16 protein-coding genes and 1 tRNA gene are annotated in these 15,886 nt (G+C 72.3%); 12 read left to right on the top strand and 5 right to left on the bottom strand.

Annotation, left to right across the window (positions count from 1 at the left end; all coding sequences use genetic code 11):
* Nucleotides 1-26 precede the first annotated feature (26 nt).
* The 11 genes from ACLBXP_RS04265 (at nucleotide 27) to ACLBXP_RS04215 (ending at nucleotide 9,254) form a co-directional block, all read left to right on the top strand.
* Entirely contained in the window at nucleotides 27-596 is a 570-nt protein-coding gene (locus ACLBXP_RS04265; protein WP_447666326.1) for a DUF6505 family protein, read from the top strand.
* On the top strand, nucleotides 593-1,588 hold the full coding sequence (locus tag ACLBXP_RS04260; protein ID WP_447666325.1) for a DUF6352 family protein: 996 nt from the start codon (nucleotides 593-595) through the stop codon (nucleotides 1,586-1,588). Before ACLBXP_RS04265 ends, ACLBXP_RS04260 begins: the two co-directional genes overlap by 4 nt.
* Nucleotides 1,589-1,604: 16 nt before the next feature.
* Nucleotides 1,605-2,108, top strand: a complete 504-nt coding sequence (locus ACLBXP_RS04255; RefSeq protein WP_447666324.1) for a DUF3305 domain-containing protein — start codon at nucleotides 1,605-1,607, stop codon at nucleotides 2,106-2,108.
* Nucleotides 2,108-2,740, top strand: coding sequence for a DUF3306 domain-containing protein (locus ACLBXP_RS04250; RefSeq protein ID WP_447666323.1), 633 nt, complete (start codon nucleotides 2,108-2,110; stop codon nucleotides 2,738-2,740). Before ACLBXP_RS04255 ends, ACLBXP_RS04250 begins: the two co-directional genes overlap by 1 nt.
* Nucleotides 2,741-2,819: 79 nt before the next feature.
* Complete coding sequence (locus ACLBXP_RS04245; protein ID WP_447666716.1) at nucleotides 2,820-3,455, top strand: TorD/DmsD family molecular chaperone; 636 nt, start codon at nucleotides 2,820-2,822, stop codon at nucleotides 3,453-3,455.
* 27 nt (nucleotides 3,456-3,482) lie between these two features.
* Nucleotides 3,483-3,701 (top strand): formate dehydrogenase, encoded by a 219-nt coding sequence (locus tag ACLBXP_RS04240; protein WP_447666322.1) that lies wholly within the window; start codon nucleotides 3,483-3,485, stop codon nucleotides 3,699-3,701.
* A 7-nt stretch (nucleotides 3,702-3,708) separates the two neighbouring features.
* Entirely contained in the window at nucleotides 3,709-6,651 is a 2,943-nt protein-coding gene (locus ACLBXP_RS04235; RefSeq protein WP_447666321.1) for a formate dehydrogenase subunit alpha, read from the top strand.
* Nucleotides 6,652-6,667: 16 nt separating this feature from the next.
* Nucleotides 6,668-7,264 (top strand): formate dehydrogenase FDH3 subunit beta, encoded by a 597-nt coding sequence (gene fdh3B, locus ACLBXP_RS04230; RefSeq protein WP_447666320.1) that lies wholly within the window; start codon nucleotides 6,668-6,670, stop codon nucleotides 7,262-7,264.
* A 40-nt stretch (nucleotides 7,265-7,304) separates the two neighbouring features.
* Complete coding sequence (locus ACLBXP_RS04225) at nucleotides 7,305-8,354, top strand: formate dehydrogenase subunit gamma (protein WP_447666715.1); 1,050 nt, start codon at nucleotides 7,305-7,307, stop codon at nucleotides 8,352-8,354.
* 100 nt (nucleotides 8,355-8,454) lie between these two features.
* On the top strand, nucleotides 8,455-8,673 hold the full coding sequence (locus tag ACLBXP_RS04220) for a hypothetical protein (RefSeq protein WP_447666319.1): 219 nt from the start codon (nucleotides 8,455-8,457) through the stop codon (nucleotides 8,671-8,673).
* 29 nt (nucleotides 8,674-8,702) lie between these two features.
* Nucleotides 8,703-9,254, top strand: a complete 552-nt coding sequence (locus tag ACLBXP_RS04215) for a hypothetical protein (RefSeq protein WP_447666318.1) — start codon at nucleotides 8,703-8,705, stop codon at nucleotides 9,252-9,254.
* 232 nt (nucleotides 9,255-9,486) lie between these two features.
* Here ACLBXP_RS04215 and ACLBXP_RS04210 read toward each other — a convergent pair whose 3' ends face one another.
* On the bottom strand, nucleotides 9,487-10,359 hold the full coding sequence (locus ACLBXP_RS04210) for a hypothetical protein (RefSeq protein WP_447666317.1): 873 nt from the start codon (nucleotides 10,357-10,359) through the stop codon (nucleotides 9,487-9,489).
* Between the two features lie 322 nt (nucleotides 10,360-10,681).
* Here ACLBXP_RS04210 and ACLBXP_RS04205 point away from each other — a divergent pair, with 322 nt between their 5' ends.
* Nucleotides 10,682-11,986 carry a hypothetical protein gene (locus ACLBXP_RS04205; RefSeq protein ID WP_447666714.1) on the top strand — a complete coding sequence of 435 codons (1,305 nt, stop codon included), beginning with the start codon at nucleotides 10,682-10,684 and terminating at the stop codon, nucleotides 11,984-11,986.
* A 136-nt stretch (nucleotides 11,987-12,122) separates the two neighbouring features.
* Here ACLBXP_RS04205 and ACLBXP_RS04200 read toward each other — a convergent pair.
* From ACLBXP_RS04200 to ACLBXP_RS04185, 4 genes are all read right to left on the bottom strand, one after another.
* A tRNA-Ser gene (locus ACLBXP_RS04200) sits at nucleotides 12,123-12,214 on the bottom strand.
* A 297-nt stretch (nucleotides 12,215-12,511) separates the two neighbouring features.
* Nucleotides 12,512-13,318: a glycosyltransferase family 2 protein gene (locus ACLBXP_RS04195; RefSeq protein ID WP_447666316.1), complete on the bottom strand. Its 807-nt coding sequence runs from the start codon at nucleotides 13,316-13,318 to the stop codon at nucleotides 12,512-12,514.
* Nucleotides 13,319-13,327: 9 nt separating this feature from the next.
* Nucleotides 13,328-14,875: a class I adenylate-forming enzyme family protein gene (locus ACLBXP_RS04190; RefSeq protein WP_447666315.1), complete on the bottom strand. Its 1,548-nt coding sequence runs from the start codon at nucleotides 14,873-14,875 to the stop codon at nucleotides 13,328-13,330.
* Nucleotides 14,876-14,944: 69 nt separating this feature from the next.
* Entirely contained in the window at nucleotides 14,945-15,685 is a 741-nt protein-coding gene (locus tag ACLBXP_RS04185; protein WP_447666314.1) for a sigma-70 family RNA polymerase sigma factor, read from the bottom strand.
* Nucleotides 15,686-15,886 lie beyond the last annotated feature (201 nt).

Here is a 15,886-nt window from a genome sequence, read left to right as displayed (position 1 = left end):
CGCGCCCGCCCCATCGAAGCGTCCCCATGGTCCTGAAGCTTCCCCGCACGCTCCGCCTCGACCCGTCCGACACGTTCGTGTTCGCCCGCGCGGCCGAGCCCGGCGAGTGGGCCGTCACGGGCTCCTTCCTGTTCGTCGATGCCGACCCCGCCGCCCTGTCCGCGAAGGAGCGCGCGGCGTTCCGGTCCGGCTTCCTGGGGGTCGACAGCTTCGGCTTCTCGACGCTCGTCGTCGTCAGCGAGGCGACGGAGGACGAGCGTGACGGCGCAGTCGAGGCGCTGGCCCGGCACCTCGTGGCGCAGCTCGGCGCGCCGAGCCTGGAGGCCGCCCGCGCGGCCGCCGCGGAGGAGGTCGCGGAGGCCGCGAGCCTGTGCGCGCCGGAGGTCGGCGCGGTGATCGCGATGAGCCGCAGCGCGGCCGACGGCGCGCTGACCGAGCGCTTCCGCACGCTGCAGCGGCGGGCCGGCAGCCCGGAGGCCGACCGGCTTCACGCGCACGCCCGCGCCTTCCACTTCGTCGAGACCGACGAGCCGGAGGAGCGCGTCGATCTCGCCGGCCTCGCGGCCGGCAGCGCGCAAGGCAGGGGGCGCCCGTGACCGAGTTCTGGGTCTCCAGCGGCCACCACCTCGCGGGCCGCACGGAGGGCGGCGGCCTCGCCGTGACGGATGCGCTGCTGCTCGCCTACCTGGCCCGGCCGGAGCTGGTGCCGCCCGCGGAGGCCTGCGCGGCCGAGCGCGCGCTCTACGACAGCCTCCGGGCGGATCCGCGCCGCCCCGTGAGCCCGGCGGAGCTCGCGCGCCTCGCCGACCCGGACGCGGTCGAGAACTGGCAGGTGATCCTCGCCTTCCGGGACCGGCTGCTGCGCGCCCGCTCGGTGGAGGCGGCCTATCTCGACATCGTGCGGGCCGGCACCGCCGGCACGCCGGGCCTGTTCCTGAACCAGCTCGTCCACCTGATCCTGCGCAACGCCCTCGACGGCTGCGAGGACCCGTTCGCGCTCCGGGCCGGGGAGATGTTCTTCCGGCCCCAGCGGATCTCGCTGCACGAGGGCGCGACGCTCGCGGCGGACGCCGAGCTGATCGAGGCGCGCGAGGGCACGCGCTCCCCCCTCATGGCGATGTTCGGGCACGAGCCTGCGGCGGAGCTCGACGTGATGACGGGCGAGAACGCCTGGACCTACTGGAGCCGGTCCGACGCGTTCACGATGGCGCTCAACCTCTCGGGCGATCCGCGGGCGCGGGACGGGCTCGCCCGGGCCATCGAGGCCTGGCTCGCGCACCTCCTCGGCCTCACCGTGCGCGTCGCCCCGATCCCCCGCATCGAGGAGCCGGACTGGCGCTGGTTCATCGGCCTCGACGCCGAGGCGACGGCCATCGGCAATGCCCTCTGGCGGGGCGAGCCGGTGGAGCCGGAGGCGCAGACCCGCGTCCTCGCGCTGTTCCGCATGGAGGTCGCGGACGAGGCGCGCCTCGACCCGAAGGTCGCGGGCCACCCCATCTACCTCATCATGGCGATGAACGCGGACAAGCGCCTGACGTTGAAGCCTCAGAATCTCGTCGTCGGCCTGCCGCTGGCGGATTCCGACTGAGCCGGAGAGGCCGATCATGCCCGAGGACCGGTTCGAGGTCGGGATCATCGTCGCGCGGCGGGCGCTCAACAACCCGTGGGTCAGCCACCAGTGGCTGCCGGTCGGCGCCCTGCCGGCGGTCCCGCAGGCGGAGCCCTGGACGCGGCTGACGCAGAGCGCCGGGGAGGAGACCTTCTACGCCGGCTCGCACCAGGTCGCGCTGCACGTCTCGGAGACCGGGCACTATCGCGACAACCTCGTCTCGGGGCGCCCGAGCCTGTGGGTGTCCCTGCGCCACCTCGGCGACGACGCCTACGAGATCGCGACCGTGACGGCCGACCCCTACGAGGGCGAGGCGATGGCGGAGGGCATCGGCGAGATCGTGGAGGCGGTGCCGATGCCGGAGAGCGTCCAGGCGATCCTCGCCGCCTTCGTGGAGGCCTGGCACGTCGAGCGCAAGTTCGAGAAGCGCAAGCGCGACCGCGCCGACCCGGAGGCGCTCGCCCGGCGCGGCATCGGCGACAAGGGACGGGACGGCTGATGGGCACGGGCGACTTCCTCTCCCGCTGGTCGCGGCGCAAGCAGGAGACCCGGCTCCCGCCGGCCGAGCCGCCGCCCGCGCCGGAGCCCGTCCTCGAAGGCGACGCGGCGCCCGCCGAGGCGGCCCTGTCCGCCGAGGAGCTCGCGGCCCTGCCGAGCCTCGACGCGATCGACATCGGCACCGACCTCACGCAGTTCCTGCGCGCGGGCGTGCCGCCGCTCCTGCGCAACGCGGCGCTGCGGCGGATGTGGTCCCTCGACCCGGCGATCCGCGACTATCTCTGCGAGGCGCGCGAGTACGCCTTCGACTGGAACGTCGCCGGCGGCGTGCCAGGCGCCGGTCCGCTCCTGCCGACCGACGACGTCGAGGCGATGCTGGCGCGCATCATCGGCGACCGAACCGAAGCGAGACCGGAGGCGGTCGCACAGGTCGCCGAGGAGGCCGCCGACGTGACCGCGGAGGCGCGGCCCCCCGCCGAGGACCCTCCACCGCAGATCGCTCTCGAAACCTCGCCTGACCCAGTGGTTGCACCCCCGGCGCAGACCGCCACGGAGGCCGCGGCCGAAGAAAGCCGACAAAGTACGGCCTCTGTCACACGCGTGCGACGCCACGGCGGAGCAATTCCCCTTTGAACGGATCAAAAGTGAGTTCCCCGCCCGGCGGATCGCGTTTATAACGTGCGCAATGTTTCCGCCGGAAAGCGGCGGGCCGATCGGGGCGGTGGATTCGGGCGTGGCGCTGGCCGACGTGGATATCGGGGCTGAAGTCGGGGACGTCGACGAGATCGACCGCCTCCGTGCGCGGCAGTACGACCTTCTGGCGACGCTCGTCGGCCGTCCGGCCTGCGGCCGGCTGCTCGGGCAGCTCTCGGCCCTGGACGGCGATGCGAGCCCCCTCGGACAGGCGCTCGGACGCCTCGGACAGGCCGCGCGCGACGCCGCGCCGCCGGCGCTAGAGCGGGACCACTTCGCGCTGTTCATCGGCGTCGGGCGGGGCAAGCTCGTGCCCTTCGCGTCCTTCTACCTCACCGGCTTCCTCAACGAGCGACCGCTGGGCCGGGTCCGCGAGGATCTCGCCGCGCTCGGGATCGAGCGGAGCGCGGGGACGAGCGAGCCCGAGGACCACGCCGCGATCCTGCTCGAGGTGATGGCGGGGCTCGCCGCCGGGCGCTTCGCGGCGGAGCCGGAGCGGCAGGCGATCTTCTTCGCGCGCCACCTCCAGCCCTGGGGCGAGCGCTTCTTCGCGGATGTCGAGGCCTCCGCCGAGACCGAATTCTACCGCGCGGTGGGCGCCCTCGGGCGGCTCTACCTCGCCGTCGAGGCGGAAGCCTTCGCGATGGATGCCTGAGGCCGACGGACCCTAGGAGCGATGACGATGGAACGGGACAAGCAGAACGGGATCGGGCGGCGCCAGTTCTTCCGCACCCTCGGCGGCGGCTCGGCGGTCGCCGCGGCCAGCCTCGTCGCGCCGATCACCGCGACGCCCGCGCAGGCCTACGATCCCGGCTCCGAGGAGACGAAGGCCCGCTACCGCGAGACCGACCACGTGAAGGCGTTCTACCGGACGAACGCCTACGAGACGCTGAAGAAGTGAGAGCGCGATGCTGATCAAGCGCAAGAGCGGCGAGGCCAGCCGCAGCCGCCACCAGGCCGTCTCCGCCGGGCTCGTCTCGGGCACCCTCGACCGCCGCAGCTTCCTGCGCCGCTCCGGCCTCGTGGCGGGCTGCCTCGCGGCCGCCGGCTCGATCCAGCTCGGGTCGGTGCGCCGGGCGCAGGCCGCGGGCGCCTCGGTCAGCGGGCCGGAGGTCACGATCCGGAAGAATATCTGCACCCACTGCTCGGTGGGCTGCACGGTCACGGCCGAGGTCGTCAACGGCGTCTGGGTCGGCCAGGAGCCGTCCTACGGGAGCCCGATCAACCGCGGCACGCACTGCGCCAAGGGCGCGGCGATCCGCGAGCTGGTGCACGGCGACCGGCGCCTGAAGTACCCGATGAAGATGGTCGACGGGCAGTGGACCAAGATCTCCTGGGACCAGGCGATCGACGAGATCGGCGACAAGATCACCGCCATCCGCGAGCGCAACGGGGCCGACTCGGTCTACTGGCTCGGCTCGGCCAAGTTCACCAACGAGGCCTCCTACCTGTTCCGGAAGCTCGGGGCGTTCTGGGGCACGAACTCCGTCGACCACCAGGCGCGCATCTGCCACTCGACGACCGTGGCGGGCGTGGCCAACACCTGGGGCTACGGCGCGCAGACCAACTCCTACAACGACATCCGCAACGCCAAGACCATGATCATCCTCGGCGGCAACCCCGCCGAGGCGCACCCGGTCTCCCTGCAGCACGTGCTGACCGGCAAGGAGATCAACCGCGCCAACATGGTGGTGATCGACCCGCGCTTCACCCGCACGGCCGCGCACGCCACCGAGTACGTCCGCATCCGCTCGGGCACCGACATCCCGGTGGTGTGGGGCATCCTCTGGCACATCTTCCAGAACGGCTGGGAGGACAAGGACTTCATCGCCAAGCGCGTCTACGCGATGGACGACGTCCGCAAGGAGGTCGCCAAGTGGACGCCCGACGAGGTGGAGCGCGTCTCCGGCGTGCCGGGCGAGCAGCTCAAGCGCGTCGCCAAGCTGTTCGCCACCGAGAAGCCCGCGACCCTGATCTGGTGCATGGGCGCGACCCAGCACACGGTCGGCACCGCCAACGTGCGGGCGCTCTGCATCCTGTGCCTCGCCACCGGCAACGTCGGCAAGCCGGGCACCGGCGCCAACATCTTCCGCGGCCACACCAACGTGCAGGGCGCCACCGACCTCGGCCTCGATGTCACGACGCTGCCGCTCTACTACGGCCTCGTCGAGGGCGCCTGGAAGCACTGGGCCCGCGTCTGGGACGTGCCCTACGAGTGGCTGCAGTCCCGCTTCGACGAGGTGCCCGCCAAGGCCGGCCGCAAGGCGCGCTCCCGCAAGGAGAACATGGAGGCGCCGGGCATCACCTCGACGCGCTGGTTCGACGCCGTGAACCTGCCCGAGGATCAGGTCGACCAAAAGAGCCCGGTCAAGGCCATGATGGTGTTCGGCCACGGCGGCAACACCGTCACGCGCCTGCCCGACGCCATCAAGGGCATGAACAACCTCGAGCTCCTCGTCGTCGCCGACCCGCACCCGACGACCTTCGCGGCGCTCGATGCCCGGCAGAACAACACCTACCTGCTGCCGATCTGCACGACGCTGGAGTGCGACGGCTCCCGCACGGCCTCGAACCGCTCGCTGCAATGGGGCGAGCAGATCGTGAAGCCCGCCTTCGAGTCGAAGTCCGACTACGAGGTCATCTACCGCCTCGCCGCCAAGCTCGGCTTCGCCGACACGATGTTCAAGGCCATCAAGGTCGAGAACGGCGTCCCGGTGGCCGAGGACGTCCTGCGGGAGATCAACCGCGGCGGCTGGTCCACGGGCTATTGCGGGCAGTCGCCCGAGCGCCTGAAGGCGCACATGCGCAACCAGCACAAGTTCGACCTGATCACCCTGCGCGCCCCCAAGGACGACCCGGAGGTCGGCGGCGACTATTACGGCCTGCCCTGGCCGTGCTGGGGCAAGCCGGAGCTGCGCCATCCCGGCACGCACATCCTCTACAACACCAACCTGCACGTGAAGGAGGGCGGCTCGACCTTCCGGGCTCGCTTCGGCGTGGAGCGCAACGGGCAGACGCTGCTCGCGGAGGATTCCTTCACGAAGGACTCCGACCTGACGGACGGCTACCCCGAGTTCACCATGGCGGTGTTCAAGAAGCTCGGCTGGGACAAGGACCTGACGGCCGAGGAGATGGCCTCGATCACCAAGACGGGCGGCGGCAACGTCGACGCGGTGAGCTGGGCCACCGACCTCTCGGGCGGCATCCAGCGGGTCTGCCTCGATCACGGGGTGATCCCGTTCGGCAACGGCAAGGCGCGGGCGAACGCCTGGAACCTGCCCGATCCCGTGCCGGTGCACCGCGAGCCGATCTACACCCCGCGCCCCGACCTCGTCGCGCAGTACCCGACCCGCCCCGACGACCGCCAGTTCCGGATGCCGAACATCGGCTTCACGGTGCAGAAGGCCGCCGTCGAGCGGGGGGTCGCCAAGAACTTCCCGATCATCCTCACCTCGGGCCGCCTCGTCGAGTACGAGGGCGGCGGCGAGGAGACCCGCTCGAACCCGTGGCTCGCCGAGCTCCAGCAGGACATGTTCGTCGAGATCAACGTCCAGGACGCCGCCGAGCGCGGCATCAAGGACGGGGCCTGGGTCTGGGTCTCGGGGCCCGAGGACGGCACGCAGACCAAGGTGAAGGCGCTCGTCACCGAGCGGGTGGCCAAGGGCGTGGCCTTCATGCCCTTCCACTTCTCCGGCTGGTACCAGGGCAAGGACATGCGCGCCCATTACCCGGCGGGCACCGACCCCGTGGTGCTCGGCGAGAGCGTCAACACCGTCACGACCTACGGCTTCGATCCCGTGACCGGCATGCAGGAGCCCAAGGCGGCCCTCTGCCAGATCCGTGCGGCTTGAACAGGAACGACCCATCATGGCCCGCATGAAATTCCTCTGCGACGCGGACCGCTGCATCGAGTGCAACGCCTGCGTCACCGCCTGCAAGAACGAGCACGAGGTGCCGTGGGGCATCAACCGGCGCCGCGTCGTCACCCTCAACGACGGCAAGCCCGGCGAGCGCTCGGTCTCGATGGCCTGCATGCACTGCACGGACGCGCCCTGCGCGTCCGTCTGCCCGGTGAACTGCTTCTACACCACCGCCGACGCGGTGGTGCTGCACTCCAAGGACCTGTGCATCGGCTGCGGCTACTGCTTCTACGCCTGCCCGTTCGGCGCCCCGCAATATCCGCGGGTCGGCAACTTCGGGTCCCGCGGCAAGATGGACAAGTGCACCTACTGCTCGGGCGGCCCCGAGCCCGACCTCTCGACCATCGAGTACGAGAAGTACGGCTCCAACCGCCTGGCCGAGGGCAAGCTGCCGCTCTGCGCGGAGATGTGCTCCACGAAGGCGCTGCTCGCCGGCGACGGCGAGATGATCGCCCAGATCTACAAGGAGCGGGTGGTCAAGCGCGGCTACGGCTCCGGCGCCTGGGGCTGGAAGACGGCCTATCGCGAGACGGTCGCGCTCTGAGCGGCAGGGTCACGGCATGACGAAGACACAGGGAAAAGCCATGCGGCTCGGTGCGACGCTGATCCGGACCCTCACGGCGGCCGCGGCCCTCGCGGCCGTCGCCGCGGCGGGCACGGTCGCGAACCCGCGGCCCGCGGCGGCGCAGACCCAGCAGGCCGCGCCGCCGCCCACCACGGCGCCAACGCCCACCGCCGACGCGGTGAACGAGGAGAGCCTCTTCAAGCAGGCCCCGAAGATCGGCGGCCGCATCTCGATCCCCGACCAGAAGGCGGCGAACCTCATCCAGCCCCAGGGCCGGGAGTGGCGCGGCTTCCACGAGGGCTGGCTGCCCTGGATCGGGGCGGCCTTCATCCTCGGCATGGTCGCCCTGCTCGGGCTGTTCTACTTCACGCGCGGGCGGATCCGCATGGAGCAGTCCGAGGAATCGGGCCGCAAGATCCTGCGCTTCAACGGCTTCGAGCGCTTCACGCACTGGATGACGGCGAGCTGCTTCATCGTGCTCTCGCTGTCGGGCCTGAACTACATCTTCGGCAAGCGCCTGCTGATGCCGCTGATCGGGCCGGAGGCGTTCGCGACGCTGGCGCAGTGGGCGAAGTACTCGCACGTCTACCTCGCCTGGCCCTTCATGCTGGGCATCGCCTTCATGTTCGTCGTCTGGCTGCGCGACAACATCCCGAACCGGATCGACGTGCATTGGATCAAGGCGGGCGGCGGGTTCCTGGGCGACGGGCACCCCCACGCCGAGCGCTTCAACGCCGGCCAGAAGGTGGTGTTCTGGATGGTGGCGGGCTTCGGCGCCGCGATGTCCGTCACCGGCCTGATGATGCTGTTCCCGTTCGCGCTCCTCGACATCAACGGGATGCAGATCATGCAGGTGATCCACGCCCTGATCGGCATCACCTTCATCGCGGCGATCCTCGCGCACATCTACATCGGGTCGCTCGGCATGGAGGGCGCCTACGACGCGATGGGCAGCGGCAAGGTCGATCTCGCCTGGGCGCGCACCCACCACGATCTCTGGGTCGAGCGGGAGCAGGCCAAGACCGCGAGCGGGCCGCAGCTGCGGCCCGGCCAGGTCCCGGCCGAGTGAAGTCCCGGCCGAGTGAGGTCCCGGCCGAGTGCGGATGCGGGACGCGTGAGGACGCCGCCCGGGCGACGTCCGGGCCATCTTGAGAATCGGGAGAGACACCGTGAAAGCGTTCCTCGTCGCCGTCATCGCCGCCCTCGCGCTCGGCGTCGCGGCCTCCTACGTCCTCGCGACGAGCCAGCGCTTCGCCTACCAGGCCTTCTCGACCGAGGCGGCCCGGGTCTCGAAGCCCGGCACCAACCTCGTCGGCCCCCGCTGGACCGGCGACGTGAAGGGCCCGCACGACGCGGTCGCGGGCGAGCCGTCCGGGCACAAGTCGTGAGCGGCGGGATCCGCAGAGGGAGCAGCACGATGAGACACCTCCCGCTCGCCGCCGGCACCGCCGCGCTCCTGGCGCTCGGCCTCGGGCCGGCGCTGGCCCAGGGCGCGGGCAAGCCCGCAAACCTCTGCAAGGAGCTCGTCGCCTACGTGCATCCGCCGGCCCCCGCGCCGGCGGCTCCCGCGGCCGCCCCCGCCGGGCAGCCCCCGGCCGTCGCCGCCGCGGCGCCGCCCCAGGGCCAAAGTCAGGGTCAGCAGACCCCGTCCGCGGCCGCGGGCGACACGCAGCAGAAGGCGGGCCTCAGCGGGCCGGTACCGAATTCGGGGCCGGGCGCCGCCGGGCCGCAGGGCACGGCGCAGGGCGCCGCCCCGCAGCCGGCCACCGCCGCCGCGCCGGCCGCGGCGCCCCCGCCCGCAAAGCCGACGCCCGAGATGATCGCGGCGGTCGACGCGGCGGCCGAGGCCAACGACCTCGCGGGCTGCCGCCAGGCCGCCCGCCGGATGCGCGTGGCCGGCATTCCGCTGCCCGCCCCGCTCCTCGCGCTCTCGGCGCTGGACCTGAAGTTCCTGCAGGCCGCGCAGTAGGGTTGTCGCTGAAGGCGGGCGCCAGCGGCCGCGCGATCCCTGGAGCCCTCCTTCGAGGCCCCCTGGCGGGGGCACCTCAGGATGAGGTGGGTGGATCGGGGAAACCGTTCCTCACTCCCACCCGCGACCTCATCCTGAGGTGCGGAGCGAAGCGAAGCCTCGAAGGAGGCCTCCAGGGATCGCAAAGCTTCCTGGAGAGCACGTCGGAACAAGAACCGCCGGTCCCCGGCCCTCACGTCCCAAAGAACGCCGCCTCCGTGTAGGCGAGGTCGCCGTGCCGGGGGGGCTGCGAGCCCTTGGCGTATTTCGGCATGCGTCCCGGCAGGTAGCGCCCGACGAGGCCCGGAACGGGCCCGTTGGCGTCGACCATCAGGACGGGCAGCCCGCGCAGCAGGAGGTGGCGCCCGAGCGGGCGGGCGAAGCGGCGGAGCTCCGCCTCCCCGGGGGCGTGGATCACCTGCGCGACCGGGATGCGCAGGCGCGTGAGGGTGCGCCGGGCGAACACGAACGGGTGGGCCTCGCCCTCCGCCACACCCCAGAGGGCGATGCAGCCGAGGCCCGCATGGGTCTCGATCAGCGCGCGGTCGGCTTCCGCGGCGCCGGCGGGGACGTGTCCGGCCGCCGCGATGCACAGGCCGGCCTCCGAGGCCGGGCCGGCGAGCGGCAGGGCGAGGAAGGCGCCGTCGGCGTAGCGCACGAAGCCCTGCGCCTCGATGATCGGCCGCGTCGCCCGCTCCGAGGACAGGTTCAGGTAGGTGACGCTGCGGTCCCGCGTCGCCGCGCCGACGAGGAGCGAGGCGTAGTGGCGGTAGCCCGCCTCGACGTACCAGCTCGACAGGTTGCAGCGCCGCGGGCCCTCGCTGCGCGGGCCGAAGATCATCAGCAGCACGCCGACGAGCGTCCCCCCTGCATCCAGCACGTAGCCGTGGTGCGGATGGCCCTCGTCAGCCGCGTAGCGCGCGAGCCCGCCCAGCGCCCCTGACCAGGCGGCTTGCGTGCGGGCCGGAAACCCCCGGGCCAGCAGGGCGGCGAGCCCGTCGCGGTCGCCCGCGGCAATCGGCCGGCAACGCACTTTCATCGTCGAGGCCTGGACGGCGTTAGCCATGCGCGCGATCTTCCGCTGGCCCGAGCGCCGTCCCGGCGGCCTCGTGCGTTGTGGCCCAGACTAGGATCGGCCAATTGCTTCTGAAGTGTTTCATTTTCGGAGCACGCTCCCGTTCTGAGACAGTCCGAGGTCTTGCGGAGGCAAGTCGTGCTCTCGGACAGACCGGCCCTGCAATTGCAAGGACAGGTTGACTTGACCTTCGCTAACGATCACTTGCGAGTGCGATCATCGGCCGGAACCGCGGGATGCGCGCGTTCCGCCCGGCCCCGGAGAGCGCCATGACGACCCGTCCGCACCACAGCCCGGGAGTTCCGGCGTGAGGATGCCGCCCCTGAGCCGCTTCGGCGGACGCTTCGCCGTGATCCTGTCCGGCGAGCTGGTCCAGAGCCTGTTCCACTTCCTGCTGAACGTGGTGCTGGTGCGCGAACTGAGCGCGCACGATTACGGCCTGTTCGCGATCGTCTTCACCATCGGCGCCGTGGGCATCACCTACATCCGCGCGCTGGTGGCGGTGCCTGCGACCCTGTTCCTCGCCCGCAGCGTCGGCCGGCCGGCGGAACGGGGCTACGACGTCTCGTTCGGCTCCGGCGCCACGCTCGTCGCGACCCTGATGGTCGTCGCGGTGAGCCTCGTGCTGATCCCCGCCCTGGGCCCCTGGGGCGCCCTGGCGGGGGGCGCCTTCGTCGGCCTCTACGCGTTCCGGAGCTACCTGCGCATCGTGCTGCTGGCCCGGAAGGGCTCGACCATCGCGGGCCTCAGCGACATGGTCTACGCGGTCACGGGCACGGTGCTGGGGGGCCTGCTGATCCACGGTGCGGGGCTGGCGGTGCTCGAACTCGCCTTCGTCTCCGTGGCGGCGGCCCACGCCATCGGCATCGTGGTGGCGCTCGTCGCCCTCGGCCAGCCGGTACGCCTGTCGTTCCGCCCGCCGGTCTGGCGGCGCTACCTCGCCATCTGGCCGACGCTCGTCTGGTCGCTCGTCGGCATCACCAGCATCAACGTCCAGGGCCAGGGGCTGACCCTGCTCTTCGCGCTGATCGCCGGCCCGGCGGCCTACGCGCCGATCGCCGCGACCCTCGTGCTGTTCGCGCCGCTCCGCATCCCCACGAACGCGCTCACCAACGCCGTCCTGCCCGAGATCACGGGGCTGCTCGCCGACAACAAGCTCCGGGCGGCCCGGCGGCTCGTGGTGCGCAGCACCGTCACCATCGCGGGCGGCTGCCTCGTCTACGGCCTCGCCATGTGGACGGCGCTGCCGCTCATCGAGCACGTGCTGTTCAAGGGCCGCTTCGCCCACGAGCCGATGAACGGCATCGGCCTCGGCGTGTGGAGCATCGTGACGGTGTCGCTCCTCTACGCGATCCCCCGCGCCTTCCTGGAGGCCGCGGCCCAGTTCCGCGTCATCGCCACGGGCGCCGCCATCGGCGCCGGCCTCGGCTTCCTGGTGATGATCCCGCTGCTGCTGACCCTGCCCTCGGCCTACGCGCTCATCGGCCTCCTGGTCTCGGAGGTCGCCGTGACCACCTGGAACACCCGCGCCTTCGCGCTGCGCTCGCGCGGGGCGGACCGCGGCAGGCCGGCGGCGGAGCCGGCGCCGATCGGCGTGGCGCGTCCCGTGTCGGGGTAGAGGGAGGCGGGGGATTCGCGGCAGGAGGCTTTACGAGGCCTCGCGCAGTAGATCAGCGAGCAAGCGCAGGGTCTTGCCTCAATCGGGCACGGCCCGACCCGAAAAAGCTTTAGATTTCAGGACTTACACAATCGAGTGGCGGAGACGGAGGGATTCGAACCCTCGATACCCATTTCTGGGTATGCTCATTTAGCAAACGAGTGCCTTCAGCCGCTCGGCCACGTCTCCACGCTCTCTGCGTCTAGAAGCTCGCCCCGGGCGGGTCAACCCGCTTCGTGGGGGCGCCAGAGTTCCGAACCCGGGTCGAGGCCGGGTCCCCCGGTCCCGGCCCCCACCGCCCTCATTCCGGGGCCGCGCAGCGGAGCCCGGAATCCAGAGCCGCCGACGGTGTCTTGTCCTGCCGCCTCGGCGGGTCTGGATCCCGGGCTCGCCTGCGGCGCCCCGGGATGACGGGGTTGGGGGCGGACAGGCACCGCCGTCATCCCGTGTCACGAGACGCCCAGCCCACCCTGGGGCTCGGCAGCGTCAACGCGAGTTCGGGGCCCTCGTGGCGTCGGGCGCGGGCGTGCCGCGGGTGCGGCGCTCGTAGTGCTTGGCGACGCGCAGGTGGCGCGAGATGGCGTAGTTCATGGCGGTGAGGAAGCCGTAGACGCCCCGCACGAAGTGGCGGCGGCCCAGATACGCCTTCAGGAAGTTGCCCGGCAGCTCGACGAAGACGCGCCAGCTCGGGATCGCGACGCCGCGGGCGGCGAGGTCGTCCGCCTGCTGGTCGGAGTAGCGGTTCAGCTTGTCGAGCTGGTCGCCGAGCGAGCGCACCGAGAAGTGGTGGATCACGCCCTTGAGCCGCCCCGGCACGATGCCGGGCTCGAGGTCGACGCGGTCGTGGACGGGGGAGGGCGAGTAGCGGCCCCGGTCGCGCCGGTAGAGCCGCACCGGCGTCAGCGTGTAGGCGAGGGGGTGAGGGCGCCGCTCGCCCGGGAAGATCTCGGCGATGCCGATGCGCCAAGCGGGGCGGCTCGGCTCGCCGGCCGCGAACAGGGCGCGGATGCGGGCGGCGAGGTCGGGCGGGACCACCTCGTCGGCGTCGACGTTGAGGAGCCAGACGTGGCGGCACTGCTCCTCGGCGAAGCGCTTCTGCGGGCCGTAGCCGGGCCAGGGGTTGTGGATCACCCGGGCGCCGAGCGATTCGGCGAGCGCCTGCGTGCCGTCCTGCGAGCCCGAATCGACGACCACGAGGTCGTCGGTCAGGTCGCGCACCGCGCGGATGGTGGCGCCGATGCGGTCCGCCTCGTTCTTGGCGATGATGAAGACGGAGAGCGGCAGCGCGGGCATGGGGGCCGCTTATCGGGGCGCGTCGGCGCCGACAAGTTCCGCCGCCGCGCCGAGGCGCTTGCGCTGCACCTTGCCGTTCGGCGTCCGCGGCAGGCTCGCCAGGAAGCGGATCTCCCGCGGCACCTTGTAGGCGGCGAGCCGCTCGCGGCACCAGGCGAGGAGGGCCTCGGCGTCCTCGGCGGCGCCCTCGCGGGGCACCACGAAGCCGCACACGACCGACACGTCGGCGCGCACCCGCAGTTCCGCGACGCCCACCTCCGCCACGTCCGGGTGCTCGGCCAGCACGCCCTCGACCTCGTTCGGCGAGACGCGGTAGCCCATGGCGTTCATCAGGTCGTCGTTGCGGCCCTCGAACCAGAGGTAGCCGTCCGCGTCGAGGCGCGCGAGGTCGCCGCCCGCGAACCAGTCGCCGCGCATCACCTGGCGCTCCTCCTCGGGGCGGTTCCAGTAGCCGAGCATCAGCCCCGGCTCCGAGCGGTGGACGGCGAGGAGGCCGGTCTCGCCGGGCGGCAGCGGCTCGGCCACGCCCTCGACGGGCAGGATCGCCACGCGCCGGCCGGGCTGGGGCTTGCCCGGCGAGCCGGGGCGCACCGGCACGGTCGGGCCCGTGGAGACGTAGGTCGAGACCTCGCTCATGCCGAGCGCCTCGTAGAGCGGGCGCCCCGTGGCCGCCGCCCAGGCGGCGAGGAGGTCGGGCGGCAGCGCCTCGCCCGCCGTGATGCCGTGGCGCAGGCTCGGCATCGCGAGCCCCGCGGGGTCGGCGTACTTGAGGATCTGGCGGAACACGGTCGGCACCGCGGCGAACAGGGTGGCGCCGTGCGCGTCGATCAGCCGGGGCCAGATCCCGGGGTCGCGCGGGCCGTCGTAGAGCACCGTGGTGGCGCCGACCGACCAGGGGTCGGTGATGCCGACGCCGAGGGTGTAGGTCCAGTTCATGGTGCCGGCGTGCAGCATCACGTCGGTACCGGTGAGCCCGAGCCAGTGCGCGTGCATCGGGCGCCGCCCCCAGACCGCCCGGTGCGCGTGCAGCACGCCCTTCGGGCGGCTCGTGGTGCCGGAGGTGTAGACGAGGGTCGCGGGGTCGTCGGCCGCCGTGTCGGCGTAGCCGAGGGCGGGCGCGGCGGCCTTCAGGGCGGCGACGTCCTCGGGCCCGAGCCGCAGGCGGCCGCCGAGGGCGCCCGGATCGAGCGCGGAGCCCGCGCCGACCACCACGGCGCCCGCGCCTGAATTCTCCATCAGGAAGGCGGCCTCCGCCTCGGTGAGCTGCGGCGAGGCCGGCAGGGCGACGAGGCCGGCGGCGAGCGCGCCGAAGTAGACGAGGACGTAGTCGGGCTCGTTGCCGAGGCGGATCATCACCCGGTCGCCGGCGCGCAGGCCCATCGCGAGAAGGCCCGCCGCGATGCCGCGCACGGCCCGGTCGACCTCGCCGAAGCTCAGGCGCGCCACCTCGCCCTCGGGGCCCGCCAGGATCAGCGCGGGCTTGTCGGGGTGGCGCGCGGCGTTCTCGGCGAGGCAGTGGCGGGCGGCGTTGAAGCGGGGCGGGACGGGGTCGGACACGGGGCGGGCTCGGGGCTCTCAGCGGGCCTCGGGATTACCGCCGGCCTGCGCCCCCGCGTCAACCGCGCCTCAGGATTCCATGGCGAGGGGGCCGCCCGCCACGACCGAGAGGGTGAGGTGGTCCGCGCCGACCTCGGTGGCCGTGTAGCCGAGGAGGTGGGCGAGCTGGTCGCGGGCCCGCCAGACCCGGCTCTTCACGGTGCCGATGCGGCAGTTCAGGATCACGGCGGCCTCCTCGTAGGAGACGTTCTCGACGGCCACGAGGATCAGCGCCTCGCGCATCGCGGAGGGGAGCTGGTCGAGGGCGGCGCGCGCGTCCTGCAGGTCGAGGTGGCCGCCCTGCTCGGGCACGGTGGCGAGGCGGCGGGCGTGCTCCCCGTCCGTGTCCGTCACCTCCCGGGCGCGGCGGCGATGCTCGCTGTAGAAGGCGTTGCGCATGATCGTGAACAGCCACGCGCCGAGGTTCGTGCCCGGCTTGAAGCTGCCCCGGCTGCGCCAGGCGCGCAGCATCGTGTCCTGCACGAGGTCGTCGGCCGTGGTGGGGTTGCGGGTCAGGGAGACGGCGAAGTTGTGCAGGCTCGCGGAGGCCTCCAGCAGCCCCGCGCGGAAGGCCCGCTCGTCCTGGCCGTGAAGCTCGCCGATCGCCGCGTCGATCCGCGCGATCAGCTCGGCCATGCGGTCCGGCGGCGGCGTGACCTTGAGCGTCGCGTAGATGTCTTCGAGGCCGCGGCCGAGGTGATCGCGGATGGACCGCGACAGCATCGGCACGGTCGCCGCCCCGGCAGCAGGCGATGCCTTCTTGTCCGTCATCGAGGCCCGATCGATTGCTGGAGAATGCTCGGGAACGCCGAGGATTAAACGTTCCCGATGGGTTCTCGCGTGGCGCGGGGCGGGCCGCATCAACATAGGTTACGCGCGATGCAGTCTCCGGCGGCGCCCGCAGTGCTGGGGGTCCGCGGCGATGCGCGGCCGCGCCGGCCCCGGGCCCGAGGGTGCGGCGCACACCAAAAC

This window comes from Methylobacterium sp. A54F (assembly GCF_053346035.1).
Note: the sequence above shows the minus strand (reverse complement) of the source record. Positions and strands in the feature narration are given on the sequence as shown.

Coding starts and splice junctions, on each gene's coding strand:
- ACLBXP_RS04240 (WP_447666322.1), top strand. CDS start 3,483: ATGGAACGGGACAAGCAGAACGGGATCGGGCGGCGCCAGTTCTTCCGC.
- ACLBXP_RS04185 (WP_447666314.1), bottom strand. CDS start 15,685: ATGACGGACAAGAAGGCATCGCCTGCTGCCGGGGCGGCGACCGTGCCG.
- ACLBXP_RS04235 (WP_447666321.1), top strand. CDS start 3,709: ATGCTGATCAAGCGCAAGAGCGGCGAGGCCAGCCGCAGCCGCCACCAG.
- ACLBXP_RS04215 (WP_447666318.1), top strand. CDS start 8,703: ATGAGACACCTCCCGCTCGCCGCCGGCACCGCCGCGCTCCTGGCGCTC.
- ACLBXP_RS04205 (WP_447666714.1), top strand. CDS start 10,682: ATGCCGCCCCTGAGCCGCTTCGGCGGACGCTTCGCCGTGATCCTGTCC.
- ACLBXP_RS04255 (WP_447666324.1), top strand. CDS start 1,605: ATGCCCGAGGACCGGTTCGAGGTCGGGATCATCGTCGCGCGGCGGGCG.
- ACLBXP_RS04250 (WP_447666323.1), top strand. CDS start 2,108: ATGGGCACGGGCGACTTCCTCTCCCGCTGGTCGCGGCGCAAGCAGGAG.
- fdh3B (WP_447666320.1), top strand. CDS start 6,668: ATGGCCCGCATGAAATTCCTCTGCGACGCGGACCGCTGCATCGAGTGC.
- ACLBXP_RS04210 (WP_447666317.1), bottom strand. CDS start 10,359: ATGGCTAACGCCGTCCAGGCCTCGACGATGAAAGTGCGTTGCCGGCCG.
- ACLBXP_RS04195 (WP_447666316.1), bottom strand. CDS start 13,318: ATGCCCGCGCTGCCGCTCTCCGTCTTCATCATCGCCAAGAACGAGGCG.
- ACLBXP_RS04225 (WP_447666715.1), top strand. CDS start 7,305: ATGCGGCTCGGTGCGACGCTGATCCGGACCCTCACGGCGGCCGCGGCC.
- ACLBXP_RS04265 (WP_447666326.1), top strand. CDS start 27: ATGGTCCTGAAGCTTCCCCGCACGCTCCGCCTCGACCCGTCCGACACG.